Genomic DNA, 24,345 nt, shown 5'->3' with positions numbered 1-24,345 from the left:
GGCCGTCCCGCACTACAACGCCGGAGGGCGTGCCATTCATGCGTCGGCTGACCTTGGTCGATTCCCTGTTCTTTCTCGCCCACGACGAGTTCACCGGAAAACCCGCGCTGCGCCGCACGGGACTCGGCATCGGAATGGCCGGTTCCGCGCTCTGTGATCTCCTCCTCGCCGAGCGGATCACCGTGGAGCGCAAGCGAATCCGCCCGCTGTCACGACGCGGCCTCGCCCATCCCCCGCTCGACGGGGTGTTCTCGGAAATCCTCCGCGAACGCGAACGGCACACCGTCCGGGAATGGGTCACCCACCTTCGGCACGATCTCGGGGAAACGGTCGCGGACAATCTGCTCGCCGCGGGAGTGATCGACCGCGAGACCGACCGGATGCTCCTGCGGAAGAATCACCGGTATCCGCCGCGGGATCTACTGATGTCGACGGCCGCGCGCAGCAAGGTGCGGGCGGCCGTCCTCGGCACCGAACAGCCGGATCCGCATTCGGTCTGCCTGGCCCTGCTGGCCTGGACCATCGGGCTCGACGACTTCTGCGAACCGGAACTCGACCGGGCGGGCCTGCGCGCCTGGGCAGGCTCCACTCATCGGGAACTTCCGAAGGCGCTCGCCGAGCTGATCTCGGGGGTCGACGCGGTGTGCGCCGCCGTCGTCTACACCGGTGACCGGCGCTGACCGCCGAAAATCTTCAACCGCCTTACCCCCTTGCCGGAAACTGTCACCCATGGTTATCGTGTGCGCACGCCGCAGCAACACCTGACAGAAGATGACAATTCTCTGTGGAAAGGGACACCTTTCATGAGTGACACCCTGCGGCCCGCGATGCGTCGTGCTCTCGGCGCGGTCTCCGTTCTCGCACTCGCCGTTTCCGGCCCCGTCGCGATCTCTTCGCTCGCGTCCGCCGCGCCCGTCCCGGCGTCGGCGTCGATCTTCGCTTCCGGTGGCGATCTCGCCTCGCCGGAGAAGAAGGAGATCGCGATGCAGATCGTCTCCAGCGCGGAAAACTCTTCCCTGGACTGGAAAGCGCAGTACTCCTACATCGAGGACATCGGCGACGGGCGCGGGTACACCGCCGGCATCATCGGGTTCTGCTCCGGCACCGGGGACATGCTGGAACTCGTCGAGCGCTATACGAACTCGGTCCCGGGCAATCCGCTCGCGGAATACCTCCCGGCACTGCGCAAGGTCGACGGCACCGATTCGCACGAAGGTCTCGGCAGCGGTTTCGAAAACGCGTGGCGGGAGGCCGCCGCCCGCGAGGACTTCCAAGCCGCGCAGAACAGCGAACGTGACCGTGTCTATTTCGACCCGGCGGTGAATCAGGCGAAATCGGACGGCCTGGGCGCACTGGGACAATTCATCTACTACGACGCCATCGTGATGCACGGCCCGGGCACCAGCCAGGACAGTTTCGGCGGTATCCGCTCGGCCGCGCTCCAGCAGGCCAAGCCGCCGGCCCAGGGTGGTGACGAGACGGCGTACCTCAAGGCGTTCCTCGACGCGCGGCGCGTGGTCATGAAGCAGGAAGAGGCGCACGCGGACACCTCGCGGATCGACACCGCCCAGCTGGTGTGGCTCAACGACGGAAACCTCGACCTGCACACCCCGCTGAAGTGGGCGGTCTACGGGGACCCGTACGAGATCAACTAGTGCCGGACCGCATGTCATGAAAGGGTCGTTCAGGACATCGTTTGTCCTGAACGACCCTTTCATGACACACGCGAGGGGGGCGAACTAGCCCGCCAGCAGGTCCTCGGCGGTCCGCGTGTTGATCACCCGGTCCGGCTCGATCCCCAGCTCGGTGGCCCGCGCACAGCCGAAGACCAGCCAGTCGAGCTGGCCGGGGGCGTGCGCGTCGCTGTCGATCGCGAAGTCGCAGCCCAGGTCCATCGCCAGGTTCAGCAACCGCGTCGGCGGATCCCGGCGCTCGGGACGCGAGTTGATCTCGACGGCGACACCGTTGTCCCGGCACGCGGTGAACACCGCCTCCGCGTCGAACTCCGACTCGGGCCGCTTACCGCGGCCTCCCATCACCAGCCGTCCGGTGCAATGCCCCAGCACCCGGACCAGCGGGTGCCGCACCGCGGCGATCATCCGCGGCGTCATCTCCTTCGCGGGCATCCGCAGTTTCGAGTGGACACTGGCGACGACGAAGTCCAGCCGCTCCAGCAGTTCTTCCTCTTGGTCGAGCGTGCCGTCCAGGTGGATGTCGACCTCGATACCGTGCAGGATCCGGAACGGCGCCATGGTCTCGTTCAGTTCCGCGACGACGTCCATCTGACGGCGCAGCCGCTCGGGCGAAAGGCCGTTCGCGACGGTGAGCCGCGGCGAGTGGTCGGTCAGCACCATCCATTCGTGGCCGAGCGCGCGGGCGGCCTCGGCCATCTCCTCGATCGGGCTCCCACCGTCGGACCAGTCCGAATGGGTGTGGCAGTCGCCGCGCAGCGCCGCCCGCATCGGACCGCCGTCGGGCAGCTTCGGCTCGCCGATCTTCTCGAAGTACGCGGGACGGCGGCCGGCGAGGACGTCTTCGACGACGGCCGCGGTCGCCTTGCCGATATTCGGCAAAGCGGTCAAGGTGCCCGCCGCGGCCCGTTTACGCAGGTCGTCCGGCTCGATCTTGGCGATCACCGAGGCCGCCTGCCGGAACGCCCGCACCCGGTAGCTCGGCTCTCCGGCGCGCTCCAGCCGGAACGCGATCTCCCTCAACGCCTGCGCCGGTTCCATGACTACCTGTCTACCCCGTCAGCGGCGAAGAGGCAGCTCATGCAGCGTGATGTCGCACAACTCGCCATCGCGGATCTCGGCGGTCTGATAGGTGCAGAACGGCTGCCGCCGCCGGTCGGTCGGCGAGCCGGGGTTCAGCAGCCGCGTCCCGTTCGGCGTGACGGTGTCCCACGGGATGTGGCTGTGCCCGAACACGAGGACGTCGATGTCCGGGAAGAGCTCGTCGCAGCGCCGTTCACGGCCCTGTTTGCCGCCGGTTTCGTGGATGACCGCCAGGCGGACGCCGTCGAGGTCCGCCCGCGCGATCTCGGGGAGCCGGGCACGCAGGTCCGCGCCGTCATTGTTGCCGTGGACACCGATGAGCCGCTCGCTCCGGGCCTCGAGTTCGTCCAGCAGGGCGACCTCGACCCAGTCGCCGGCGTGGACGACGACGTTCGCCTCGTCGACCTCACGCCAGACCTGATCCGGCAGTGTCTTCGCGCGAACCGGCAGATGCGTGTCGGCGATGAGCAGCAGCCGCATCAATCGCCTCCGATGGTCTCGAGGGTCCGCTCCAGGAATTCGCCGATATGGGCGCGCAGCAGCCCCGCCGCGGCTTCGGCGTCGCCCTTCTTCGCGGCCGCCAGCACCGCCTTGTGCTCGGTCCATTCCTTGCGCCAGCTGGGATTCGCCTCCCAGCCGACCACGCTGATCAGCGCGGCGCGGTCCCTGAGGTCGTCCAGCATCGAGACCATCAGCGGGTTGCCGCAGCCGCTGTACAGCGCGCGGTGGAACCGGCGGTTGAGCAGGCTGAGCGCGGCGTGATCCTTGTCCGAGATCGCCGTCGACGCCTCTTTCAGCGCTTCCGCGGCGTCTTCGAGCAGATCCGGGGAGCGGCGTTCGACCGACCGGCGCACGGCCTCGGGCTCCAGCACCATGCGAACGTCGTAAACGGACTTCGCCAGCTCGGCGTCCACCACGCACACCGAAGCGCCCTTGTACGGGCTGAACGTCACGAGTCCTGTGTTCGACAGCACCTTGAGCGCCTCGCGGACCGGCGTCTTCGAGACTCCGAGCCTGGCCGCGAGTTCGGCTTCGACCAGTGGCTGGCCGGGCTTCAACTCCCGGGTGAGGATGCCGCGGCGGATCTCGTCGAGCACCACTTCGGTTCGTGATGCGGGCAGGTTGAAGGTCGAAGACATGAGCCAATCGTATATGAGATGCCATACTCGCGGTCATGAGGAACCCTGAGGAACTCCGAAGTCATCGCTGGTTCGGCGGCGACGAACTGCGCGGCTTCAGCCATCGGGCCCGGAGCAGGCAACTCGGCTACAACCCGGAGGAGCACCTCGGGAAGCCGGTCATCGCGATCCTCAACACCTGGAGCGACGTCAACCCCTGCCATATGCATCTGCGCGAGCGGGCGGAACAGGTCAAACGCGGGGTGTGGCAGGCGGGAGGGTTCCCGCTGGAGTTCCCGGTCGCGACCCTGTCCGAGACGTTCCAGAAGCCGACGCCGATGCTCTACCGCAACCTGCTTTCGATGGAGACCGAAGAGATCCTGCGGTCCTATCCGATCGACGGCGCGGTGCTCATGGGCGGCTGCGACAAGTCGACACCGGCGCTGCTGATGGGCGCGACCAGCGCGGGGCTGCCCGCGATCTTCGTACCCGCCGGGCCGATGCTGCGCGGGCACTGGCGGAACGAGGTGCTCGGCAGCGGCACCGACATGTGGAAGTACTGGGACGACAAGCGGGCCGGGCTGATCGGCGCCGAGGAACTGTCCGAATTGGAGCGTGGGCTGGCCCGTTCTCCCGGAACCTGTATGACGATGGGGACCGCGTCCACGATGATGTCGGTCGCCGAAGTGCTCGGGCTGACGTTGCCCGGCGCCTCGTCGATCCCCGCCGTCGACTCGGCGCACCACCGGATGGCCGCGGCGAGCGGCGCGCGTGCCGTCGAGATGGTGTGGGAGGGCCTCACCATCACGAAGATCCTCGACGAGCGCGCGTACGCCGACGCGATCACCACCGTGCTGGCGCTCGGCGGCTCCACCAACGCCGTCATCCACCTGATCGCGATGGCCGGACGCGGCCGGATCCCGTTGTCCGTCGACGATTTCGACGCGATCGCGCGCCGGGTCCCGGTACTGGCGAACATCCGGCCCGGCGGCGATTGGCTGATGGAGGACTTCTACTACGCCGGCGGGCTTCCCGGGCTGCTCTCCCGGCTGACCGGCCTGCTGCATACCGATCGGATGACGGTCACCGGCCGGACCCTCGGCGAAAACCTGGCTTCGACGCGCGTGCACGACGACGACGTCATCCGCACCCGCGACAACCCTGTCGCCGCGGAAGGAGGCGTCGCGGTGCTTCGCGGGAATCTCGCGCCGTCCGGCGCGGTGATCAAGCACATCGCCGCCGAGCCCCGGTTGCTCGTCCACACTGGACCCGCGGTGGTCTTCGACGACTACAAGGACTTGAAGAAGCGCATCAACGACCCCGCTCTCGGCATCACCGAGGACTCGGTCCTGGTACTGCGCGGATCCGGCCCGCTCGGCGGCCCCGGCATGCCCGAGTACGGGATGCTGCCGCTGCCGGATCACCTGCTGGCCAAGGGGGTCCGCGACATGGTCCGCGTTTCCGACGCCCGGATGAGCGGCACCAGTTACGGCGCCTGCGTGCTGCACGTCGCGCCGGAGTCCCATGTGGGCGGTCCGCTCGCGCTCGTCCGCGACGGTGACCCGATCACCCTGGACGTCCCTTCACGACGGCTGAGCCTCGACGTCGATGATGCGGAATTGCAACGCCGCCGGGCGGCGTGGATCCCGCCCGCTCCGCGCTACGAACGTGGTTACGGCGCGTTGTACTCCGAACACATCACGCAGGCTGATGAAGGTTGTGACTTCGATTTTCTCGCGCAGGTGGGCAAAAACCCGGAACCTGACGCCCAGTGACCACCCGACGGAGTGACCCGCTCACCCAACCGGGCGAGTTGCAGGCCCACAAAACGCGCCCCGTATCTTGAACGTACGTCCGGAACGTGTGGAAGGCCCGGATGTTCGATCACGAAGCCCGGCGCTCGCCGGACCGTGGAGGGTGGAGAGTTGCCGCAGGAACCGCGCTGGCCCGAGTCCCACGCTGAGCAGACGGACATTCTCCCGGTCGTCACGCCCGGGTTCGCGGAGTCTGCCATGCCGCAGGAGCCCACGCCACCGAAGCGTCGTCGCAGCTACCGCAAGGCCGCCTTCATCGGCGGCGGCGTGTTCGGCCTCCTGGTCGTCGCGTACGCCCTCGACCTGCTGGTCTCCCAGGGCAGCGTCCCCCGCGGCGTCACCGTCGCCGGGGTCGACGTCGGCGGGATGGACCGCACGGCGGCCGAGAAGGAGCTCCGGGGCGGCATCGAACCGCGGCTGACCCGGCCGGTGAAGATCGTCGCCGGCGACGCCGAGGAGTCGCTGGCGCCGAACAACGCGGGCCTGCGCCTCGACTGGCCCGCCACCCTGGACCAGGCGGGCGATCAGCCGCTGAACCCGTTCACGCGGATCGCGTCGTTCTTCTCGACCACCGAGGTCGGCGTCGTCACGCAGACCGACGACGCCAAGCTCACCGGCGCGCTGGAGAACCTGCGCGACAAGGTCGACCGCGACCCCGTCGAAGGCACCGTGCGCTTCGAGGAGGCCAAGCCGGTCGCCGTCGAGCCGAAGACCGGGCAGAAGCTCGACCTCGAAGCCGCCAAGAAGACCATCCTGGAGCGCTGGGCCGGTGGCGAGCCGCTGACGCTCGCGGTCACCCAGACCCCGGTCAAGGTCTCGCCGGAGGCAGTCCACGCCGCCCTCGAACAGATCGCGAAGCCCGCCGTGGCGGCGCCGATGGTCATCAAGGGCGAGGGCAAGGACGCCGTCCTCAAACCCCAGGACATCGCGGGTGCGCTGACCTTCGAGCCCGTCGACGGCGGCGTGCTGAACCCGAAGGTGGACAACAACAAGATCATCGAAGTCGCGGGCCCGCAGCTGAAGTCCACCGAAAAGGAGGGCAAGGACGCGCAGATCGTCTTCGAAGGCGGCAAGCCGACCGTCCAGCCTTCCGAGGACGCCAACGTCGTCGACTGGGAGCCGAGCCTCAAGCCGGTGCTCGACGTGCTCAAACGCGCCGCGCCCCGCGAGCTGCCGGTGACCTACAAGAAGACCCCGGCCAAGGTGACCACCGAGCAGGCGAACCAGCTCGGCATCAAGGAGGTCGTCAGCGAGTTCAAGACCGGCGGGTTCGCCCCGGACTCGGGGACGAACATCCGGGTCGTGGCGCAGAAGGTCAACGGCGCCATCGTGAAGCCGAACGAGACGTTCAGCCTCAACGGGTTCACCGGGCCGCGCGGTGCCGCGCAGGGCTACGTCGAGGCCGGTGTCATCAAGGACGGCGCACCCGGCCGCGAGGTCGGCGGCGGGATCTCGCAGTTCGCGACCACGCTGTACAACGCGTCGTACTTCGCCGGCATGAAGGACACCGAGCACAAGGAACACAGCTACTACATCAGCCGCTACCCGGCCGCCCGTGAGGCGACCGTGTTCCAGAACCACAACGGCGGCAGCGTGATCGACCTGAAGTTCACCAACGACGGGGACACCGGCGTCGCGATCCAGACCATCTGGACGCCGTCGGACATCACGATCCGGCTGTGGGGCACCAAGAAGTACACCGTCGAGTCGATCCCGGGCGGCCGCACCAACCCGTCCGAACCGCCGACGAAGCCCGGCCCCGCCGAGAACTGCAAGCCCAGCAACGGCGCGCCCGGCTTCACCACGTCGGACACCCGGGTCATCAAGGACGCCGCGAGCGGCCGTGAGATCCGGCGCCACACCCGGAACGTGCACTACAACCCGCAGCCGAAGATCACCTGCGGCACGGAATAGCGCCTTCACGCGCTTCGCGGTTTCACCACCCGCGTCCGGAGCGGTACGCTGAGTGACTCACTCGACCGGGCGGGGGTGGTCACCTCGTGGAATCCAAGGCGACCTTCCGGCAGCTCCTCGCGGTCGGCGAACTGCGGGCGATCTGGTTCGCGGAACTCCAGTCCATCCTCGGCGACCAGGTGGCCAGGGTCGCCCTGTCGGTACTGGTGTTCCAGCGCACCGGTTCGGCGACGTGGCCCGCGCTGACCTACGCGCTCACCTACCTCCCCGATCTGATCGGCGGACCGTTGCTCGGCGGTCTGGCCGACCGGTATCCGCGCCGGGCGGTGATGGTGTGCTCCGACGTCGTCCGCGCGCTCCTGGTCGCGGTGCTCGCCGTCCCCGGTATCCCGTTGCCCGTGCTCGCCGCCGTGCTGGTGGTGGTGCAGCTGGCCAACGCGCCGTTCACCGCCGCGCAGGCCGCGGTCCTGCCGTCGGTGCTCAGCGGGGATCGGTACGTGCTCGGCCAGTCCCTGCTGAAGATCACCAACCAGATCGGTCAGCTCGCCGGATTCGCGCTGGGCGGCGCGCTGATCGCCGCGATCGGGCCGGGACGAGGACTGGCGCTGGACGCGGTGACGTTCGCCGTCTCGGCGATCGTCCTGCGGTTGGGTGTCCGCGCGCGGCCCGCGACGGGGGCGGAAGGCCCCGCGACGTCGACCCTGCGGCGGCTTTCGGCCGGCGCCGGGACGATCTGGCGTGACCGCCGGTTGCGCGCGCTGGTCGGACTGGCGTGGCTGGCGGGTTTCGTGATCGTGCCGGAAGGGCTCGCCGTGCCCTACGCCGCGGAGATCGGCGGCGGGGCGGCGACCGCGGGGCTGCTGCTGGCGGCGCATCCCGCGGGGATCGTGCTCGGGGTGTTCGTACTGGGCCGGCTCGTGCGGCCTGAAGTCCGGTTGCGCCTGGTCGGCGCACTGGCGCTCGGCGCGATCGTGCCGCTCGCGGTGTTCTGGTTCCGGCCCTCGCTCCCCTACGCCGCCGGACTGCTCGTGCTGTCCGGGATGTGCGCGGCCTACCAGGTCACCGCGAGCACCACGTTCATGCGGCTGGTACCCGACACCGAACGAGGCCAGGCCTTCGGCCTCGCCGGGTCGGGACTCATCGCCGTGCAGGGAATCGGGCTGATCGCCGGCGGCCTGCTCGTCGGCGTGCTCGGTTCACCGGCGACGACGGTCTCGGTCATCGCACTCGCCGGTCTCGTAGTGGCTGTTCCGGCCACCCGGGCTTGGCGCCACGTGGCCCCGCTTCACCCCCTTTGACCGGAACCGGGTATTCACCAGTTCTGCCCGCGCATGGAGCTCACCCCCTCCGATTACCCGATCCGGTCACGCGTGGTGCACCCACGCCTACCCATACAGCGTAGTGACACCTAGTATCCAACCGATTACGTTCGTCTCCGTGGCGCTAACGAATTGGGCGCTGTGGCGGCTACCCAACCGTGGTTTGATCGGCTTCGTCCTCCTGGTGGACGTCGCGGCGATCGCCGGATCCGCCTGGTCTTTTCTCCGGGTGCCGTTCACCGAGGGCGACGCCATCCCCTTCGCGATCCTGATCCTCAGCGCCGTGCTGTACACGGAATTGTCCCGTCCGGTGGAGCGGGTCCGGGAGCGGTTCGCCGGCACGCCGCATATCTCGCTCGACAGCGTGTGGACCTTCGCCGCCGTGCTGCTGGTGCACCCGGCGCTCGCCGCGCTGGTCATCGCCGTGTCGTTCTTCTACCGGTGGTTCCGCGGGCAGCCGAACCCGTTGTTCCGTCGGATGTTCTCCACCTCGGCGACCGTGCTCTCGGGGTTCGCGGCGGCCGCCTTCCTTTCCCGGTACGCGGCGCCCTTCGACACGCTCCCCCGCGACGTCTCCTCGTTCGGTTCGGTTGTCGCGGCGGGCGGGGTGTTCCTGCTGGTCAACACCGCGCTGATGACGGTCGCGGTGTACTACGGCACCCCGCACGAGCGGCTGCGCGACGCGGTGGCGAAGCCGTTCGAGTACGCGCTCGAAGCGGCGACGATCGCGCTCGGCGTCATCGTCGCGTGGGCGCTGCGGGACTGGCCGGTGGTGCTGCTGCTGGTCGTCGGGATCACGCTGGTGCTGCACCGCGGAGTCCTGCTGCGGCAGCTGAAACGGCAGGCGCGCAGCGACGCCAAGACCGGGCTGCTCAACGCCAAGGCGTGGCGTGAGGCCGCGACCGACGAACTCGACCGCGCGCGGCGCGCGGGGCGGCACACCAGCCTGCTGATGGTCGACGTCGACCGGTTCAAACTGATCAACGACCGGCACGGGCATCTGGTCGGCGACCGGTACCTGGCGGCGATCGCGGAAACGCTGCGCACCGAGGTGCGCGGCACGGATCTGGTCGGCCGGTTCGGCGGCGAGGAGTTCGTCGTCCTGCTGCCCGGCACGCCCGCCGTGCACGCCCACGCGATCGCGGAACGGATCCGGTCGAGCGTGGCTTCGCGCGCCGGTGACCTGCCGGAGCATGTCACCGTGTCGATCGGCCTCGCCGACCGGCCGGGGGTCGCCGATCTGGACACGGTGATCGCCGTCGCGGACCGGGCGCTCTACGAGGCCAAGAACACCGGGCGGAACCGGACGTCGGGCTACCAGGTGACCGGCTGACCCCCTCACCGCGTGCTATGAACGGGCCGTTCCTTGCAAATTTTGCAAGGAACGGCCCGTTCATAGCGCACGGCTGGGGTCAGGGGAGCCCGGCGAGGGACGTCTCGAGGGCCGAATCCGGCAGCGCGTGATCGGAGATGTCGCCCGCCAGGTACGCCCCGTACGCCGGAAGGTCGAGGTGCGCGTGTCCGCACAGCGCGGTCAATATCACCTTCTCCTCCCCGGTTTCCTTGCACCGCAACGCTTCCTGGATACACGCGGCGAGCGCGTGGGTGGGCTCCGGCGCGGGGATGATGCCCTCCGTGCGGGCGAACCGCACGCCCGCGGCGAAACAGTCCTCCTGCCCGATGGCGACCGCGTCGATCAGCCCGAGTTCGTAGATATGCGAGATCAGCGGTGACATCCCGTGATAGCGCAGGCCACCGGCGTGGATGGGGTCGGGGATGAAGTCGTGACCGAGCGTGTGCATCTTCAGCAGCGGCGTGAGCCCGGCGGTGTCCCCGAAGTCGTACGCGTACTTCCCTCGGGTGAGCGTCGGGCAGGCGGCCGGTTCGACCGCGCGGATCACCGGGTCCATCCGCCCGGCGAGTTTCTCGCGCAGGAACGGGAAGGCGAGCCCGCCGAAGTTGGACCCGCCGCCGGTGCAGCCGACGAGGACGTCCGGGGTGTCCCCGGCCAGTTCGAACTGCTTGAGCGCCTCTTCGCCGATGATCGTCTGGTGCAGCAGCACATGGTTGAGCACGCTGCCGAGCGCGTAGCGGGTGTTCTCCGCCTGCGCCGCCTGCTCGACCGCCTCGCTGATCGCGATGCCGAGGCTCCCGGTCGAGTTCGGGTCGGTGGCCAGGATCGCGCGGCCGGATTCGGTCAGCTCGGACGGGCTCGGGTGCACCGTCGCGCCGAAGGTCTCCATCATCAGCTTGCGGTACGGCTTCTGGTCGTAGGAAGCGCGGACCTGCCACACCTCGCACTCGAGCCCGAAGGTGGCGGAGGCGAACGCGAGCGCGCTCCCCCACTGCCCGGCGCCGGTCTCGGTGGTCAGCCTGGTGACGCCCTCCGCCGCGTTGTAGAACGCCTGCGGCACGGCGGTGTTGGGCTTGTGCGAGCCGACCGGGCTGACGCCCTCGTACTTGTAGTAGATGCGGGCAGGGGTGCCGAGCGCCTTCTCCAGCCGCCTCGCCCGGTACAGCGGCGACGGACGCCAAAGCCGGTAGACGTCCAGGACCTCTTCCGGGATGTCGATGTACCGCTCCGTGCTGACCTCTTGGGCGATGAGCGCCTGCGGGAACAGCGGCGCGAGATCGTCCGGGCCGACCGGCTCGCGGGTGCCGGGATGCAAGGGCGGTGGCGGCGGCTCCGGCAGATCCGGGACGACGTTGTACCACCTTGTCGGCATATCTGCTTCGTCGAGGATGTACTTGGTCCGCTCCGCCATTGAGCCTCCTCCGTCCGTCCCTTCAACCTAAAGGGACTGACGGCGTGACACCAGGCGTCACTACTACGGTGTGGGCATGGGGAATTTCGTACTGCTCGACGCACCGTCCAACCTCGGACTGCGCCCGCCGGCCGAAGGTGTGGTCCCCGGCTGTTACAAGGCGCCGGGCGCGCTGCGTGACCACGGCCTGCTCACCCGTTCGGGGGCGACCGACGGTGGCGTCGTCACCCCGCCGCGGTATCTGCCCACCTGGTCACCCGGGAGCGGCGTGCGGAACGCGGCCGGGATCGCGGCCTACACCGAAGCCCTCGCCGGACGTCTCGCGAAGATCCGCGCGGACGGCGGCTTCCCGGTGGTACTCGGCGGCGACTGCTCGATCGCGCTCGCCGCGATGCTGACGCTGCGTCGCGAAGGCCGCTACGGCATCGCCTACTTCGACGGACACGACGACTTCCGGCATCTCGGCAATTCCGATCACGTCGCCAACGTGGGCGGCGAGGCCCTCGCCGTCGTCACCGGCCGAGGCCAGCCGGAACTGGCCGATGTGGACGGTCTGGGCCCCTACGTCCGCGACGAAGACGTCCTCGTGCTCGGCGTTCGCGCGGAGGAGTCCGCCGAGGCGCGGGAAGCCGGGCTCCGGGTCGTGACCAGCCAGGAGATCATGGTGTCCGGCACCGACGGCGCGCTCGCCGCCGCCCGGGAGATTTTCGCGCCACTGGACGGTTTCTGGATCCACGTCGATATCGACACCCTCGATCCGCAATTCGTGTCCGCAGTGGACAGTCCCGACCCCGGCGGGCTCAGTCCGGACAAGCTCGTCGAGCTGCTCCGCGGCCTGCTCGCGATCCCCGGCGCCGCCGGGCTGGAGCTGACCATCTTCGATCCCGATCTCGACCCCGACGGCACGCAGGCCGCCCTCGTGACGGACTGCCTCGTGCGCGCACTGGAAGGAACCCGATGACCAAGGTGACCGTCGCCGCCGGCTCGTTCGACGCCCCGCTCTGGCTGCCCGAATCCGGCTCCGGCCCGGGTCTGGTGCTGATCCAGGAGATCTTCGGTCTCGACGACTACCTCAAGTCGGTCGCCGCCGATCTGGCTGCTCTCGGCTACGTCGTCGCGGTGCCCGAACTGTTCTGGCGGATCTCCCCCGGCTGGTCGGCCACGCATGACGAAGCCGGTGTCTCGGCGTCGATGGCCGTCGCCGGCCAACTGGACCCGGCGAGCGCCGTCACCGACGTCCTCGCGACCCTGGCGACACTGCGCGCATTGCCCGAAACCGGCGGCCGCGCGGGCGTCTTCGGCTTCTGCCTCGGCGGCTCCATGGCCTACGCGGCCGCGGCCGAAGGCGACCCGGACGTCGCGGTCTCCTACTACGGCTCACGCGTTCCCGAGCAACTTCCGTTGCTGGACAAGATCACTTGCCCGATCCAGTTCCAGTTCGGCGGCGCGGATCCCTACATTCCCGCCGAGGGGGTGAGTCGCTTGGCCGACGCGGTCGCTTCCCACGACGGGGCGGAGATCCACATCCACGAGGGCGCGGGGCACGCGTTCCACAATCACGTGGCGCCGATGTTCCATCAGCCGGAGCCCGCCGCTGCGGCCTGGGCGCTGACGCTGGAGTTCCTGGGGCGGACTTTCCCTGCCTGAGGCGACGACCGCCGGAATATGTCGGTGCCTCCCGGTAGTTTCCCCACCATGGCCACATTGGTGAGTTTTCACGCCCACCCCGACGACGAGTGCATCGTCGCGGGTGGAGTCATGCGCAAGGCCTTCGAAGAGGGTCACCGTGTCGTGCTCGTCGTCGCGACCAGGGGGGAGGTCGGCGAGGTGCCGGACGGTTTCCTCGACGACGGAGAGGAGTTGTGGCAGCGCCGCGTGCAGGAGACGCACGCATCCGCCGAGGTCCTGGGGGCCAAACGCGTGGAGTTCCTGGGGTACACCGATTCCGGCATGATGGGCGAGCCGCGCAACGACGTGCCCGGCACGTTCTGGCAGGCCGACGTCGAGGAGGCCGCGCAGCGGCTGGCCGAGATCCTGCGCGAGGAGCAGGCCGACGTCCTGACCGTCTACGACGACAACGGCGGTTACGGGCATCCGGACCACATCCAGGTGCATCGCGTCGGGATGCGCGCGGCCGAGCTGGCGGGTACGCCGCGGGTCTACGAGGCGACGAGCAACAGTGACGAGATGCGCCGCGGCATGGAGGAGGCGGTGCGGACCGGGCAGCTGAAGGCCGAAGACCTTCCTGATTTCGAGGACGGTTCCGAGTTCGGCAAGCCGGAAGCGGTCCTGACGGCACGGGTCGACGTCACCGCGTACCTGCCGGCCAAGCGGGCCGCGATGCGCGCGCACGCCAGTCAGATCAGCGAGGATTCGTTCTTCCTGTCGATGCCCGACGAAGGTTTCGCACAGGCGTTCGGCGTCGAGTGGTTCATCCGTGCCGGGCAGGGGCCGGGCATCACGGAGACCGACCTCATGGCGGGACTCTGACCGACGGGCATGTGCGGCGCGTATCCGATGAATCGCGCGAACTGGGCGGGACTTTGCTGGGGAAGCTGACGGCGGCGGGCGCCGCGGCCACTACTGGATTTTGGGTGCGGCTGATCGCGGGCCAGGTCCGTGAAGGCCTCCTTACCTACCCTGAAGGTAGTAAAGGAGGCCTTCACGGACACGATGATCGCCACACTCGACCCAGGTACACCAGCAGTCACAGCGCCTTCACACCTTCCCCAGTACATGAAGGCCCCCATCCTTGCGCCTAAGTACAGGAAGGGGGCCTTCATGTACCTCAGCTTCAGGCCGTGGCGGCGGTGACGTCGAGTTCGACGAGCTGCCCCGGGTAGCCGAGCTGCGCGACGCCAAGCAAGGTGCTCGCGGTGGTGAACGCCTCCCCGATCGCCGACTCGACGAACCGGTCCCAGACGGCCGAGAGCACGGCCGCGTCCGGTGTCACCACGTAGATCACCGTGCGCACGACATCCGCCGGGGTCGCCTTGGCGAAGGCGAGCGCGGCGGCGGTGTTCGCGACGACCTGGTCGACCTGGGCGAGCACGTCGCCTTCGACGACCTTGCCGTCTTCGGTGAGCGGGCATTGGCCGGCGAGGTGGACGTCCCTCCGGCCTTCGACGATGGTCACGTGGTGGTAGGTGGGCGTGGGGTGCAGGCCGGGCGGATGGTGGCGTTCAATGGTCACGGACCGCATCCTCACCGAGGCGGTCGCGACGGGACAACCTGATTTCACGGGGGAGCCATGCGCAGGACGATCGACTGGACCGGTGACGCGGTCACGATCATCGACCAGACCGTCCTTCCCGCCGAGTATCGCGTGCTCGAACTGCGCACGGTCGGCGAACTCGTCGGCGCCATCCAGCGGCTCGCGGTGCGCGGGGCGCCGGCGCTCGGCGCGGCGGGGGCGCTCGGCGTCGTGCTCGCCACCCGCGCCCAAGGCGACGTCGAGGCCGAGGCGCGCCGTGTCGCCCAGGCCCGGCCGACGGCGGTCAACCTGAGCTGGGGTGTTTCCCGCGCCCTCGCGAAGCTCCCGGAGGGGCCGGAAGCCGTTCTCGCCGAAGCCCTGGCGATCCTCGACGAGGACGAGTGGATCAACCGCGAGGCCTCCCGGCTGGCGGCCGACGTGGTGATCGAGCACTGCGGGCGGCGACCGTTGAAGCTGCTGAGCCACTGCAACGCGGGCCACCTCGCGACGGTCGCCTGGGGCAGCGCGCTCGGCGTCGTCTGGCATCTGCGGGCCCGCGGCCTGGTCGAGTCCGTGCTGGTCGACGAGACCCGGCCGCTGCTGCAGGGTGCCCGCCTGACCGCTTGGGAACTGGCCGAAGCCGGTGTCCCGTACCGGATCCAGCCCGACGGCGCGGCCGCCGCGGCGATGAGCCGCGGCCTGGTCGACTGCGTACTCGTCGGCGCCGACCGGATCGCCGCCAACGGCGACGTCGCCAACAAGATCGGCACCTACGGCCTGGCGATCGCGGCGAAGCACCACGGAATCCCGTTCGTGGTCGTCGCCCCGTCGTCCACTGTGGACACCGCGATGCCGGACGGCGCCGGGATCGTGATCGAGGAACGCGATCCCGGCGAGGTCCTGGCCTTCGGCGGTACGAAGGTCGCGCCCGAAGGCGCGGAAGTCTTCAACCCCGCCTTCGACGTGACACCGCACGAACTGATCACCGCCGTGGTGACCGAGCACGGAATCCTGCGAGGCTAGAAGGATTCCAGGCAGGACGGCTCGCGGTCGGTGTCGAACGCCGCCGTCGCCCGCGAAACCGCGCCGGCGGTCCGCTCCTTGATCCGGCCCGCCGCGGATAGGGTGCTCGGCCTGGTCCCGCCGAGGAAGATCGCGCCGAGGTCGGTGACGTCCAGTTCGAGATCCGGCGCGTCCTCCACTCGCGTCACCTCCGCGTGGCCGTCGGCGCCGGTGACGAGCCGCCAGTTCCCGGTGTTCCACGGGCAGAAGGCGTCGCGTACGCCGAACACCAGGTCCACCGGAGCGTTGTAGCGCCGGGTGACCAGGGCCCGATCGACGTCGACGAGCCGGAGCCACAGGGAGTCGCCGCCGGACCGGGTCATGGCGCGAGGGTTGGCGAGCAGATGGATGAGCGGTTCGTCGAGGGCGGTGAACACCTCCACCGTGGCGACGAGGTCGTAGTCGAGCAGGAAGCGATACAACGTCGCGTACGCCTCCGGCGTCGTCGCGACCAGCTCCTGCACGGTCAGGATCCCCCGCGGGCCCTCGTCGTTCCAGTCGTTCTTCACCCGGTAGATCACGTAACCGTCCGGCAGGACGGCGAACCTCAGCGCGGTCGCGCCGTTCCTCCGCCGCTCCGGGTCGTCGAGGTTGAACTCCCACGTCGCCCCGGGCCGGTCCAGCGCGCCGACCCGTTGGGGCGCTTCCTTTTCGTAGATCGCCTTGATCAGCGGAATCGCCTGCTCACGGCCGACTTCGCGCACCCGCTCGGCTTCGAGTTCGACACCGGGCCGGAACGCGGACTTCGCGCGGATCTTCGCCCGGTAGAACTGCGCCGCGAGCCCGTATCCGAAGCGCGGGTAGATGACGGCTTCGGACGCCCACAACGCGGCGAAGGGTTCGGCACCGTCCTCGTGCAGGCCGTGCAGCTGCGCCCGCATGACCCGGGTCAGCGCACCCCGCCGCCGATGCCCCGGAGCGACGCCGACCGACGTGATCGCCGCGAACGGCGTCGGCCCCGCTCCGGGAACGGTGATCTTCCGGGTGAGGATCTCCCCCATCCCGATCAGCTCGTCGCCGTCGAAGACACCGTGCGAGCGCTCAGGCTCGAACACCAGCCCTTCGCGGTGTTGGAACCCTTCTGAAGGATCGGCGAGGAAAGCACGCGCCAGCATGTCCGAGAGTGCGGGCAGGTCGTCGGTGGTCAGGGTGCGGAGGGTCAAGCCGTCATCGCTCACCCTGTTCGTCCTACGCCCCTTCACCGACGACCGCCACGCCTTTTTCGAAGCAAGCACGGAAGGGCGGCGTTCAGGGCCTCGGCCCGATCACCTCTCCGTTTTCCGTCACCTCGATGGCCATCGCGGGGCAGGAATCCGCCGCGTCGAGCACCGTCTCGTCCGAATCCACCTCCCCCTTGACCACCGTCGCCACGGCGCCTTCGAGTTCGAAGACCTCCGGCATCAGCGCCGCGCACATCCCCGAGCCGATGCACGTGTTGCCATCGACCTCGACTTTCCAGCTCATGCTCACCATCCGATCGGCATGGAGCGGGGGCCCCGCACCAGCATCTGGGTCTTCCACACGATATCGCCGTCGAGGTGCAGCCCGGGGAGATCTCGCAACAGCGCCTTCAGTGCCTCCTGGAGTTCGAGCCTGGCCAGCGGGGCACCGAGGCAGTGGTGCACGCCGTGCCCGAAACCGAGGTGGGGATTGGCCTCCCTGCCGAATTCGAGGGTTTCCGCCGCGGTGAACTGGAGCGCGTCCCGGTTGGCGGCGCCGATCGCGACCATCACCGGCTCGCCCTCCTTCACCAGCACGTCACCCACCTGGATGTCTTCGGTGGCGTAGCGGGCGAACCCGGCTCCGGCACCCAGCGGGACGAACCGCAGCAGCTCCTCCACCGCGGCCGGGATCAGGTCCAAGTCCTCGCGGAGGCGGGCGAGCTGCTCCGGCTGTTCGAGCAGGGAGTAGACGAAGTTGGGGATCTGGCTGGCGGTGGTCTCGTGCCCGGCGATCAGGATGCCGATGCACATGTCGACCAGTTCCAGCTCGCTCAGCCGGTCGCGGACGTCGCGCGCCTCGATCAGCGCGGTCATCAGATCGTCCTGGGGCTCGGCGCGATGCTGCTCGACGAGCACGTGCATGTACGCCCGCAGCTCGTCCTGGTTGGCCATCATCTCTTCGGTGGTCAGCGGGCTGGTCGACAGCGCGGCGTCGCTCCACACGCGGAACTTCGGCCGGTCCTCGACGGGGACGCCGAGCAGTTCGCAGATCACCGCGACCGGGATCGGCAGCGCGTAGTCCTCGACCAGGTCCGCGGGCTGTCCCTTGGCCTTCATGTCCTCGATCAGGCCCGCCGCCAGCTCGGCGACGCGCGGGCGCAGCAGTTCGACGCGGCGCATGGTGAACGCCTTCGCGACCAGCGTGCGCAATCGGGTGTGATCCGGCGGGTCCATGCTCAGGATCCCGCCGGGGCGCCTGCCGGGCGCCATCCTCGGCTCGTCCTTCTCCGCCGCCATCGCACGGGAGAACCGCCGATCGCCCAGGACGAAGCGCGCGTCGGCGTACCGCACGGCGAGCCACGCCGGCTCGCCGTGCGGGAGCCTGACGCGGAGCATGCCCTTAGCGGCGCGGGCCGCCGCGTACGCCTCGTTGAGTTCGAGTCCGGCGTCCTCGTTGAAGGGATAGGCGACGAATTCGGTGTCTGTGGTGGTCATTTGTCCGGAAACCCCCCGGCTCGGCGGTTTGTAAGCAACTGCTTACAACGCTAACCATGATCACGGTGAGCGTCAATGCGCCTACCGTGCGACGCCCGGCTAGCCTTTGCCGATGACGGAAGAACCGCAGGTCCGCAAGCGCGACGCGGCCGCGACCAGGGCGGCCCTGCTCGACGCGGCGGCGGCTCTCTTCGCCGAACGCGGTTTCGACCGGACGACCGTGCGCGACATCGCGAAACTCGCCGGAGCCAACCAGGCCTTGCTGTTCCGCTACTTCGGCTCGAAGGACGCCCTGTTCGAGGAGGTCCTGGCCCGCGGGGGACGCGAGCAGATCGCCACCACCCCACCGGCCGAACTGCTCGGAACGGCGTTGCGCAGCATGCTGGAGTCCGACACCCGCCGCGACCGCACCCTCGACGCGTACCTGCGCTCGACCGGACACGACAGCGCCGCGGCCGCGGTCCGGCGGCAACTCGGCGAGGAGTACGCGAAGGTGCTCGCCACGCTGAGCGACGCCGACGACGCGGAACTGCGGGCCGACCTCGTCCTCGCCTGGCTGCTCGGGATCGGCCTGGTCCGCGACATCACCGGCAAGGAACCGCTGGCCAGCGCGGATCCCGACGACGTCTGCCGTCTGGTGCTCGGCGCGGCACGGACCCTGCTGGAGCGCAGCGGGTAATTGCGTCGCCGTCCACGGCACGCTGTTCTACGGTCGTGCCGTGATCTCGTTCCCGCCCGCCGGCACCGAAGCCGAATTCGACGCGCTGACCAGGCAAGACCTGCTCCCGGCCGTGAAGTCACTCGGCTTTGGCGAAGCCGTCCCGTTCACCGAGGGCTCGCTGCCGGTCTACGCCGTCGGCGACGATCTGGTGCTCAAGCTGTTCCCGCCGGTGCATCTCGGCGAACTCCCCACCGAGCGGACGATGCTCGAGGTCCTGCACGGGAAGTTGCCGATCCCGACCCCCGCCGTGCGTGACGTGGGCGAGCGGGACGGCTGGGGCTATGTGCTCATGGAACGCCTGCCCGGCGAAACGCTGAAGGACGCCTGGCCGAAACTGTCCACAGAGGACAAACACCGGCTCGCGCCCGAACTCGGCGAGGCACTGGCCGCCCTGCATTCGCTGCACGACCCGCGACTCGACGTCCTCGGCCCGCCGGATTGGGCCGCCTTCGTCGCAGAGCAGCGCGCGAAGGTCGTCGAACATCACCGGCGGACCGGGCTCGGCGAAAGCTGGATCGCCCAAATCCCGGCCTTCCTCGATTCCGTCGAGCTGGGCAGCCCGCCGGCCGTCCCGCTGCACACCGAATTCATGCGCGACCATCTCATGGTCACCCACGACGGCGGACGTCCTCGGCTGACCGGGCTCTTCGACTTCGAACCGGCCATGCGGGGCGCGGCCGAGTACGACTTCGTCGCCGTGGGCCTGTTCGTTTCCGGCGGGGACAAGGACTTCCTGCGGCGGCTGCTCGCCGGATACGGCGCCGAGCCGGACGAGGAATTCTCCCGCCGCTGCCTGGCGTACGCGCTTTTGCACGTATACAGCAACTTCACCTGGTATCTCAGTGTCCTCCCCGCACCGGAAGAACCGACGCTGGAGAGCCTCAGCCGCGCGTGGTGGTAGCCCAGGTCACGGGCACCGCCTCCGGGCCGCGGATCGAAAGCGGCGGACGCCAGGCGATGGCCGAGGCGGGAACCGCGAGATCCAATCCCGGAAGCCCGTCGAGCAGGGTCCGGAACGCGATCTCCCCTTCGAGCCGGGCCAGTGCCGCGCCGAGGCAGAAGTGGAGGCCGTGCCCGAAGCCGAGTTGCGGCGCGTTCCGGCGCCGGATGTCGAACCGGGACGCGCCGGGAAAGGCGGCTTCGTCGCGGTTCGCCGCGCCGGTGTGCGCCAGCACCGCCTCACCGCGCCGGACCCGGCCGGCACTCAGCTCGACGTCCTCGAGCGCGACCCGGAGCAGCGACGCGTCGGCCGGGCCGTCGAACCGCATGATCTCCTCGACGGCCCCCTCCGTCAGGCTCGGATCCGAGCGCAGCGCGGCGAGCTGATCCGGATTTCCCGCCAGCAGCACGATCCCGGTCGCGATCAGGCTGACCGTGGTCTCGTGCCCGGCGAGCAGGAGCTGGGTGGCGAGATCGATCAGCTCGGCCTCGGTGAGCCGGTCGCCGTCCTCGTCGCGAGCGTGCACGAGGACGCTCAGCAGGTCCTCTCCCGGCGTCTCCCGCTTGACGGCGACGAGCGCCGCCATGTCGTCCGCCCCGTCACGCCGGGCCCGCGCCACTTCCGCCGGGCTGTACGCCATCGGCGTGACGATCACGCGTGACCATCGGCGAAACCGTTCCCTGCCTTCGTAAGGGACGCCGAGGATCTCGCACATGACCGCGGTGGGCAGCGGAAAGGCGAACAGCTCGACGAGATCCACCGGCGGACCGTGCTCGGCCATCGCCCGCAGCAGCGTGTCGGCGATCTCCTGGATCCGCGGCCGGAGCCCCGCGATCCGGCGGGCGGTGAAGGCCTGCGCCGTCAGCTTCCGCAGGCGCGTGTGATCCGGCGGGTCCATGTTCAGGATGCTGTGCTCGCCCGTGGAGAAGTCGCCGGGTTCGATGAGGCACGGCGCGCCCGGGGCGAGCAGGTTCCGGGAGAACCGGGTGTCCGAGAAGATCAGGCGGACGTCTTCGTACCGGGTCACCAGCCAGCCTTCGCAGCCGCTGGGGAAGACGACCCGGGACATCGGCGGGTACTCGGCGTAGATCGCGCCCATCGGGGTCGCGGGGTCGTCCTTCGCCGCGGGATAGGTGGCTGTCATGGAGCATGATGATGAGCGGCGCCGCGCGTGGCCGGAAGGCTCCGGCCGATCACCCGCCCGAAGAGCCGAAGATCCTTCTCACCGAGTGATAATCCCGCGCCGAACGAGACGCGCGCTCAGGGCAACGCGCGCCGCAGCAGTTCCGCCAGGTGCACGGCCTTGCGCCCGTCGAGCTGCTCGATCTGCGTCCGGCAGCTGAAACCGTCCGCGACCACTTCGGTGCCCTCGGCCGCGGCACGGATCGCGGGCAGCATGCGATCTTCGGCACAGGCGACGGAAACGTCGTAGTGCCAGCGTTCGAAGCCGAAGTTGCCCGCCAGTCCACAGCAGCCGGAGTCCATTGTGGAATTGTGGATACCCGCGGCGCGCATGGCCGCCTCGTCGGCGTCGAAGCCGAGCACGGCGTGCTGGTGGCAATGCACCTGGCTGAGCGCCTCGACGTCCAGCGAACGGAATTCGAGCGGCGAGTCCTCGACGAGTTCGGCGAAGGTCCTGGTCCGTTCGGCGAGCAGTTCCGCCACCGGGTCGCCCGGGAGCAACGCCGGGAGATCGCCGCGGAACAGGGCCGTGCAGCTCGGCTCCAGCCCGGCGACCAGGTACCCCGACCGCAGGTACGGTTCGAGCACGGAAAGCGTGCGGCGCAACACCTTCTTCGCCACGTCGAGCTGACCGGTCGACACCCAGGTGAGGCCGCAGCAGACACCGCGATCGGGCAGGACGACGTCGTAGCCCGCCGCGGTGAGCACCTCGGCCGCGGCGTCGAGGACGTCCGGCGTGAGGTAGTTGTTGAAGGAGTCGGGCCACAGCACCACGGGCCGGGAGCCGGTCGCCCAGCGCTTGAGCTCGGCGCGCCGCCGGGTGAACGGCGCCGTCGCGAACGTCGGCAGGTCCCGTTCCGGCGCGATCCCGCCGAACTTCTTCAGCAGCCCGGAGAACCGGCGCGACACCGTGTTCGCCAGCCGAGGCGCGAGCGACGCCGCGCGAAGCCACACCGGCAGCCAGCCCATCGAGTAGTGCGACGCCGGGCGGATCCGTCCTTTGTGATGCTGATGCAGGAATTCCGCCTTGTACGTCGCCATGTCGACGTCGACCGGGCAATCGGACAGGCAGCCCTTGCACGACAGGCAGAGGTCCAGTGCCTCGGCGACCTCCTCCGAGCGCCAGCCGTCGGTGATCAGTTCGCCGTTCACCATCTCGGCGAGCAGATGCGCGCGGCCCCGCGTCGAATGCTTCTCCTCGCGCGTGGCGCGGTAGCTCGGGCACATCACGCCCGCGCCGGTGGTGTTGCGGCATTTCCCGACGCCGACGCAACGCCGCATCGCCTGCCCGAAGCTCCCCTGATCCTCCGGGTACGCGAGCGCGGTGACGTCTTCGAGCTCCAGTGGCGCGTGACGGACGCGGAGATCGGCGTCGACCGGCCTGGGGTTCACCAGGATACCGGGGTTCATCATCCCCGCCGGATCGAAGATCCCCTTGAACCGCGCGAAAAGCGCGAGGATCTCGGGGCTGTACATCCGGGACAGCAGCTCCGAACGCGCCTGGCCGTCACCGTGCTCCCCCGACAGCGAGCCACCGTGCGCGGCGACCAGATCCGCCGCCTCTTCCAGGAACGACCGGAATCCGGCGATCCCTCGCGACGACAGCAGATCGAAGTCCAGCCGCAGATGCAGGCAGCCCTCGCCGTAGTGGCCGTAGACGACGCTCTTGCGCCCGTGCGCGCGCATGAGCTGCTTGAACTCCCGCAAGTAGGCACCCAACCGCTCGGGCGGCACGGCCGCGTCTTCCCAGCCGGGCCAGGCTTCCTCACCCCCGGCCAGCCGGGTCGCGAGACCGGCGCCCTCCTCCCGGATCCGCCACAGCCGCTTCTGCGCCGCCGCGTCGTCCAACAGCGCGGATCCGGTCAGCGCGCCGCGAAGTCCGTCGATCAGCCCGCGTGCCCGGTCCGGGTCCGCCATTTCGACGAACAGCCAGGCGCCACCGGGCGGCAGACCGTCGGCGCGACCGGGTTCCAGCAGGGCGACGAGATCCGCGTCGACGCCCTCGACGGTCAGCGGTGACCACGGCAGGATCGCCGGGACGGCGTCCGCCGCGGCGATGTCGGATTCGAACCCGAGCACCGCGAGCACCTTGCGTTCCGGCACCTCGGCGAGCGAGACCGTCGCCTCCAGCACGGTGACGCAGGTGCCCTCGCTGCCGACCAGCGCCTTGGCGACGTCGAAACCGTTTTCCGGCAACAGGTGTTCCAGCCCGTACCCGGAGACCCGCCTGCTGAAGGAGGACAGTTCGGTGCGCAGCAGCGCCAGGTTGTCCTGGACGAGCGCGCGTAGCTCGGAGAAGACCCGGCCTTCGGTGCCGGGCTTGGCCGCCCGTGCGTCCACTTCGGACGGTGTGGTCGGCCCGACGGTCAGCCGCGTGCCGTCGTAGAGCAGCACGTCCAGCTCGCGGACGACGTCGACCGTGCGGCCCCAGGCCACCGAATGCGAACCGCAGGCGTTGTTGCCGATCATCCCGCCGATCGTGCAGCGCGAATGCGTCGACGGGTCGGGGCCGAACCGGAGCCCGTGCGGCGCGGCGAGCCGCTGGAGGTCGTCGAGGACGGTTCCCGGCGCGACCCTCGCCGTGCGCGCGGCCGGGTCGAGGTCGAGGACCCCACCGAGGTGACGCGAGGTGTCGAGCACGACGCCCGGCCCGCACGAGTTGCCCGCGACGCTGGTGCCGCCGCCGCGGGCGATCACCGGCAGCCCGGCCCGGCGGCAGGCGGCGACGGCCTCGATCACCTCACCGACGCTCCGCGGCAGCACCACACCCTTCGGCACGTGCCGGTAGTTGGAGGCGTCGGTCGTGTACAGCGCCAGTGTCGCGGCGTCGGCCAGGATCTCCACGGGGTCCATTCAAGACAACCGCGGCCGGAAACGCATCGGCGA

At 69.4% G+C, this 24,345-nt stretch carries 22 protein-coding genes; 12 read left to right on the top strand and 10 right to left on the bottom strand.

The genetic code is table 11. From position 1 onward, the window contains the following. Positions 1 to 38: 38 nt before the first annotated feature. Positions 39 to 680 carry a GPP34 family phosphoprotein gene (locus tag ACIBTM_RS23990; RefSeq protein ID WP_395879309.1) on the top strand — a complete coding sequence of 214 codons (642 nt, stop codon included), beginning with the start codon at positions 39 to 41 and terminating at the stop codon, positions 678 to 680. Between the two features lie 123 nt (positions 681 to 803). Then, a complete protein-coding gene (locus ACIBTM_RS23985) occupies positions 804 to 1,655 on the top strand; it encodes a chitosanase (RefSeq protein WP_395879308.1) in 852 nt (283 codons plus the stop codon). An 84-nt stretch (positions 1,656 to 1,739) separates the two neighbouring features. Here the strand turns inward: ACIBTM_RS23985 and ACIBTM_RS23980 are convergent, their stop codons facing one another. The 3 genes from ACIBTM_RS23980 to ACIBTM_RS23970 are packed head-to-tail and all read right to left on the bottom strand — an operon-like array spanning position 1,740 to position 3,913. Further along, positions 1,740 to 2,732 carry a PHP domain-containing protein gene (locus tag ACIBTM_RS23980; protein ID WP_395879307.1) on the bottom strand — a complete coding sequence of 331 codons (993 nt, stop codon included), beginning with the start codon at positions 2,730 to 2,732 and terminating at the stop codon, positions 1,740 to 1,742. 18 nt (positions 2,733 to 2,750) lie between these two features. Then, on the bottom strand, positions 2,751 to 3,254 hold the full coding sequence (locus ACIBTM_RS23975) for a metallophosphoesterase family protein (RefSeq protein ID WP_395879306.1): 504 nt from the start codon (positions 3,252 to 3,254) through the stop codon (positions 2,751 to 2,753). Further along, the gene (locus ACIBTM_RS23970) at positions 3,254 to 3,913 is read right to left on the bottom strand and encodes a GntR family transcriptional regulator (protein ID WP_395879305.1); all 660 of its coding nucleotides are present in this window, start codon (positions 3,911 to 3,913) and stop codon (positions 3,254 to 3,256) included. Before ACIBTM_RS23970 ends, ACIBTM_RS23975 begins: the two co-directional genes overlap by 1 nt. A gap of 35 nt (positions 3,914 to 3,948) precedes the next feature. Here ACIBTM_RS23970 and araD point away from each other — a divergent pair, with 35 nt between their 5' ends. The 4 genes from araD to ACIBTM_RS23950 all read left to right on the top strand — a co-directional run bounded on the left by araD (position 3,949) and on the right by ACIBTM_RS23950 (position 10,272). Next, a complete protein-coding gene (araD, locus tag ACIBTM_RS23965) occupies positions 3,949 to 5,667 on the top strand; it encodes an L-arabinonate dehydratase (RefSeq protein ID WP_395879304.1) in 1,719 nt (572 codons plus the stop codon). A gap of 150 nt (positions 5,668 to 5,817) precedes the next feature. Beyond that, entirely contained in the window at positions 5,818 to 7,620 is a 1,803-nt protein-coding gene (locus ACIBTM_RS23960; RefSeq protein ID WP_395879303.1) for a VanW family protein, read from the top strand. An 86-nt stretch (positions 7,621 to 7,706) separates the two neighbouring features. Continuing rightward, on the top strand, positions 7,707 to 8,918 hold the full coding sequence (locus ACIBTM_RS23955) for an MFS transporter (RefSeq protein ID WP_395879301.1): 1,212 nt from the start codon (positions 7,707 to 7,709) through the stop codon (positions 8,916 to 8,918). Between the two features lie 139 nt (positions 8,919 to 9,057). After that, a complete protein-coding gene (locus ACIBTM_RS23950) occupies positions 9,058 to 10,272 on the top strand; it encodes a GGDEF domain-containing protein (protein WP_395879300.1) in 1,215 nt (404 codons plus the stop codon). 79 nt (positions 10,273 to 10,351) lie between these two features. On the opposite strand, the gene ACIBTM_RS23945 is transcribed toward ACIBTM_RS23950, so the two are convergent. After that, on the bottom strand, positions 10,352 to 11,704 hold the full coding sequence (locus tag ACIBTM_RS23945; RefSeq protein ID WP_395879299.1) for a TrpB-like pyridoxal phosphate-dependent enzyme: 1,353 nt from the start codon (positions 11,702 to 11,704) through the stop codon (positions 10,352 to 10,354). 76 nt (positions 11,705 to 11,780) lie between these two features. Between ACIBTM_RS23945 and ACIBTM_RS23940 the strand changes: the two genes are divergently transcribed. The 3 genes from ACIBTM_RS23940 to ACIBTM_RS23930 are packed head-to-tail and all read left to right on the top strand — an operon-like array spanning position 11,781 to position 14,194. Next, the gene (locus ACIBTM_RS23940; RefSeq protein WP_395879297.1) at positions 11,781 to 12,665 is read left to right on the top strand and encodes an arginase family protein; all 885 of its coding nucleotides are present in this window, start codon (positions 11,781 to 11,783) and stop codon (positions 12,663 to 12,665) included. After that, positions 12,662 to 13,351, top strand: coding sequence for a dienelactone hydrolase family protein (locus ACIBTM_RS23935; protein WP_395879296.1), 690 nt, complete (start codon positions 12,662 to 12,664; stop codon positions 13,349 to 13,351). The genes ACIBTM_RS23940 and ACIBTM_RS23935 overlap by 4 nt, the downstream gene beginning before the upstream one ends. 48 nt (positions 13,352 to 13,399) lie before the next feature. After that, complete coding sequence (locus tag ACIBTM_RS23930) at positions 13,400 to 14,194, top strand: PIG-L family deacetylase (RefSeq protein WP_395879295.1); 795 nt, start codon at positions 13,400 to 13,402, stop codon at positions 14,192 to 14,194. Positions 14,195 to 14,498: 304 nt separating this feature from the next. Here the strand turns inward: ACIBTM_RS23930 and ACIBTM_RS23925 are convergent, their stop codons facing one another. Further along, positions 14,499 to 14,906 carry a RidA family protein gene (locus ACIBTM_RS23925; protein ID WP_395879294.1) on the bottom strand — a complete coding sequence of 136 codons (408 nt, stop codon included), beginning with the start codon at positions 14,904 to 14,906 and terminating at the stop codon, positions 14,499 to 14,501. 48 nt (positions 14,907 to 14,954) lie between these two features. Here ACIBTM_RS23925 and mtnA point away from each other — a divergent pair, with 48 nt between their 5' ends. Then, positions 14,955 to 15,920 carry an S-methyl-5-thioribose-1-phosphate isomerase gene (gene mtnA, locus ACIBTM_RS23920; RefSeq protein ID WP_395879293.1) on the top strand — a complete coding sequence of 322 codons (966 nt, stop codon included), beginning with the start codon at positions 14,955 to 14,957 and terminating at the stop codon, positions 15,918 to 15,920. On the opposite strand, the gene ACIBTM_RS23915 is transcribed toward mtnA, so the two are convergent. The 3 genes from ACIBTM_RS23915 to ACIBTM_RS23905 form a co-directional block, all read right to left on the bottom strand. Beyond that, the gene (locus tag ACIBTM_RS23915; RefSeq protein ID WP_395879292.1) at positions 15,917 to 17,137 is read right to left on the bottom strand and encodes a GNAT family N-acetyltransferase; all 1,221 of its coding nucleotides are present in this window, start codon (positions 17,135 to 17,137) and stop codon (positions 15,917 to 15,919) included. The two genes, mtnA and ACIBTM_RS23915, sit on opposite strands and share 4 nt — an antisense overlap. Positions 17,138 to 17,207: 70 nt before the next feature. Beyond that, positions 17,208 to 17,423, bottom strand: a complete 216-nt coding sequence (locus ACIBTM_RS23910; RefSeq protein ID WP_395879291.1) for a ferredoxin — start codon at positions 17,421 to 17,423, stop codon at positions 17,208 to 17,210. A gap of 2 nt (positions 17,424 to 17,425) precedes the next feature. Continuing rightward, on the bottom strand, positions 17,426 to 18,616 hold the full coding sequence (locus tag ACIBTM_RS23905; protein ID WP_395879290.1) for a cytochrome P450: 1,191 nt from the start codon (positions 18,614 to 18,616) through the stop codon (positions 17,426 to 17,428). Between the two features lie 112 nt (positions 18,617 to 18,728). Between ACIBTM_RS23905 and ACIBTM_RS23900 the strand changes: the two genes are divergently transcribed. Continuing rightward, positions 18,729 to 19,295, top strand: a complete 567-nt coding sequence (locus ACIBTM_RS23900; protein ID WP_395879289.1) for a TetR family transcriptional regulator — start codon at positions 18,729 to 18,731, stop codon at positions 19,293 to 19,295. Positions 19,296 to 19,335: 40 nt separating this feature from the next. Beyond that, positions 19,336 to 20,238 (top strand): phosphotransferase family protein, encoded by a 903-nt coding sequence (locus tag ACIBTM_RS23895; protein WP_395879288.1) that lies wholly within the window; start codon positions 19,336 to 19,338, stop codon positions 20,236 to 20,238. On the opposite strand, the gene ACIBTM_RS23890 is transcribed toward ACIBTM_RS23895, so the two are convergent. Together ACIBTM_RS23890 and ACIBTM_RS23885 are read right to left on the bottom strand one after the other, a co-directional pair. Further along, a complete protein-coding gene (locus ACIBTM_RS23890) occupies positions 20,219 to 21,421 on the bottom strand; it encodes a cytochrome P450 (RefSeq protein ID WP_395879287.1) in 1,203 nt (400 codons plus the stop codon). The two genes, ACIBTM_RS23895 and ACIBTM_RS23890, sit on opposite strands and share 20 nt — an antisense overlap. Before the next feature lie 116 nt (positions 21,422 to 21,537). Beyond that, entirely contained in the window at positions 21,538 to 24,303 is a 2,766-nt protein-coding gene (locus ACIBTM_RS23885; protein ID WP_395879411.1) for an FAD-binding and (Fe-S)-binding domain-containing protein, read from the bottom strand. Positions 24,304 to 24,345: the final 42 nt, after the last annotated feature.

The organism is Amycolatopsis sp. NPDC049868 (assembly GCF_044461365.1).
Taxonomy (GTDB): Bacteria; Actinomycetota; Actinomycetes; order Mycobacteriales; family Pseudonocardiaceae; genus Amycolatopsis.
The sequence above is the reverse complement of the archived record's forward strand: the minus strand, read 5'-3'. Positions and strand labels throughout refer to the sequence as shown.

What these genes read in the sequence shown, in the direction of transcription:
- mtnA (WP_395879293.1), top strand. Translation starts at nt 14,955, where the DNA reads ATGCGCAGGACGATCGACTGGACCGGTGACGCGGTCACGATCATCGAC.
- ACIBTM_RS23930 (WP_395879295.1), top strand. Translation starts at nt 13,400, where the DNA reads ATGGCCACATTGGTGAGTTTTCACGCCCACCCCGACGACGAGTGCATC.
- ACIBTM_RS23900 (WP_395879289.1), top strand. Translation starts at nt 18,729, where the DNA reads ATGACGGAAGAACCGCAGGTCCGCAAGCGCGACGCGGCCGCGACCAGG.
- ACIBTM_RS23980 (WP_395879307.1), bottom strand. Translation starts at nt 2,732, where the DNA reads ATGGAACCGGCGCAGGCGTTGAGGGAGATCGCGTTCCGGCTGGAGCGC.
- ACIBTM_RS23970 (WP_395879305.1), bottom strand. Translation starts at nt 3,913, where the DNA reads ATGTCTTCGACCTTCAACCTGCCCGCATCACGAACCGAAGTGGTGCTC.
- araD (WP_395879304.1), top strand. Translation starts at nt 3,949, where the DNA reads ATGAGGAACCCTGAGGAACTCCGAAGTCATCGCTGGTTCGGCGGCGAC.
- ACIBTM_RS23890 (WP_395879287.1), bottom strand. Translation starts at nt 21,421, where the DNA reads ATGACAGCCACCTATCCCGCGGCGAAGGACGACCCCGCGACCCCGATG.
- ACIBTM_RS23985 (WP_395879308.1), top strand. Translation starts at nt 804, where the DNA reads ATGAGTGACACCCTGCGGCCCGCGATGCGTCGTGCTCTCGGCGCGGTC.
- ACIBTM_RS23905 (WP_395879290.1), bottom strand. Translation starts at nt 18,616, where the DNA reads ATGACCACCACAGACACCGAATTCGTCGCCTATCCCTTCAACGAGGAC.
- ACIBTM_RS23935 (WP_395879296.1), top strand. Translation starts at nt 12,662, where the DNA reads ATGACCAAGGTGACCGTCGCCGCCGGCTCGTTCGACGCCCCGCTCTGG.
- ACIBTM_RS23940 (WP_395879297.1), top strand. Translation starts at nt 11,781, where the DNA reads ATGGGGAATTTCGTACTGCTCGACGCACCGTCCAACCTCGGACTGCGC.
- ACIBTM_RS23910 (WP_395879291.1), bottom strand. Translation starts at nt 17,423, where the DNA reads ATGAGCTGGAAAGTCGAGGTCGATGGCAACACGTGCATCGGCTCGGGG.
- ACIBTM_RS23945 (WP_395879299.1), bottom strand. Translation starts at nt 11,704, where the DNA reads ATGGCGGAGCGGACCAAGTACATCCTCGACGAAGCAGATATGCCGACA.
- ACIBTM_RS23975 (WP_395879306.1), bottom strand. Translation starts at nt 3,254, where the DNA reads ATGCGGCTGCTGCTCATCGCCGACACGCATCTGCCGGTTCGCGCGAAG.
- ACIBTM_RS23990 (WP_395879309.1), top strand. Translation starts at nt 39, where the DNA reads ATGCGTCGGCTGACCTTGGTCGATTCCCTGTTCTTTCTCGCCCACGAC.
- ACIBTM_RS23925 (WP_395879294.1), bottom strand. Translation starts at nt 14,906, where the DNA reads ATGCGGTCCGTGACCATTGAACGCCACCATCCGCCCGGCCTGCACCCC.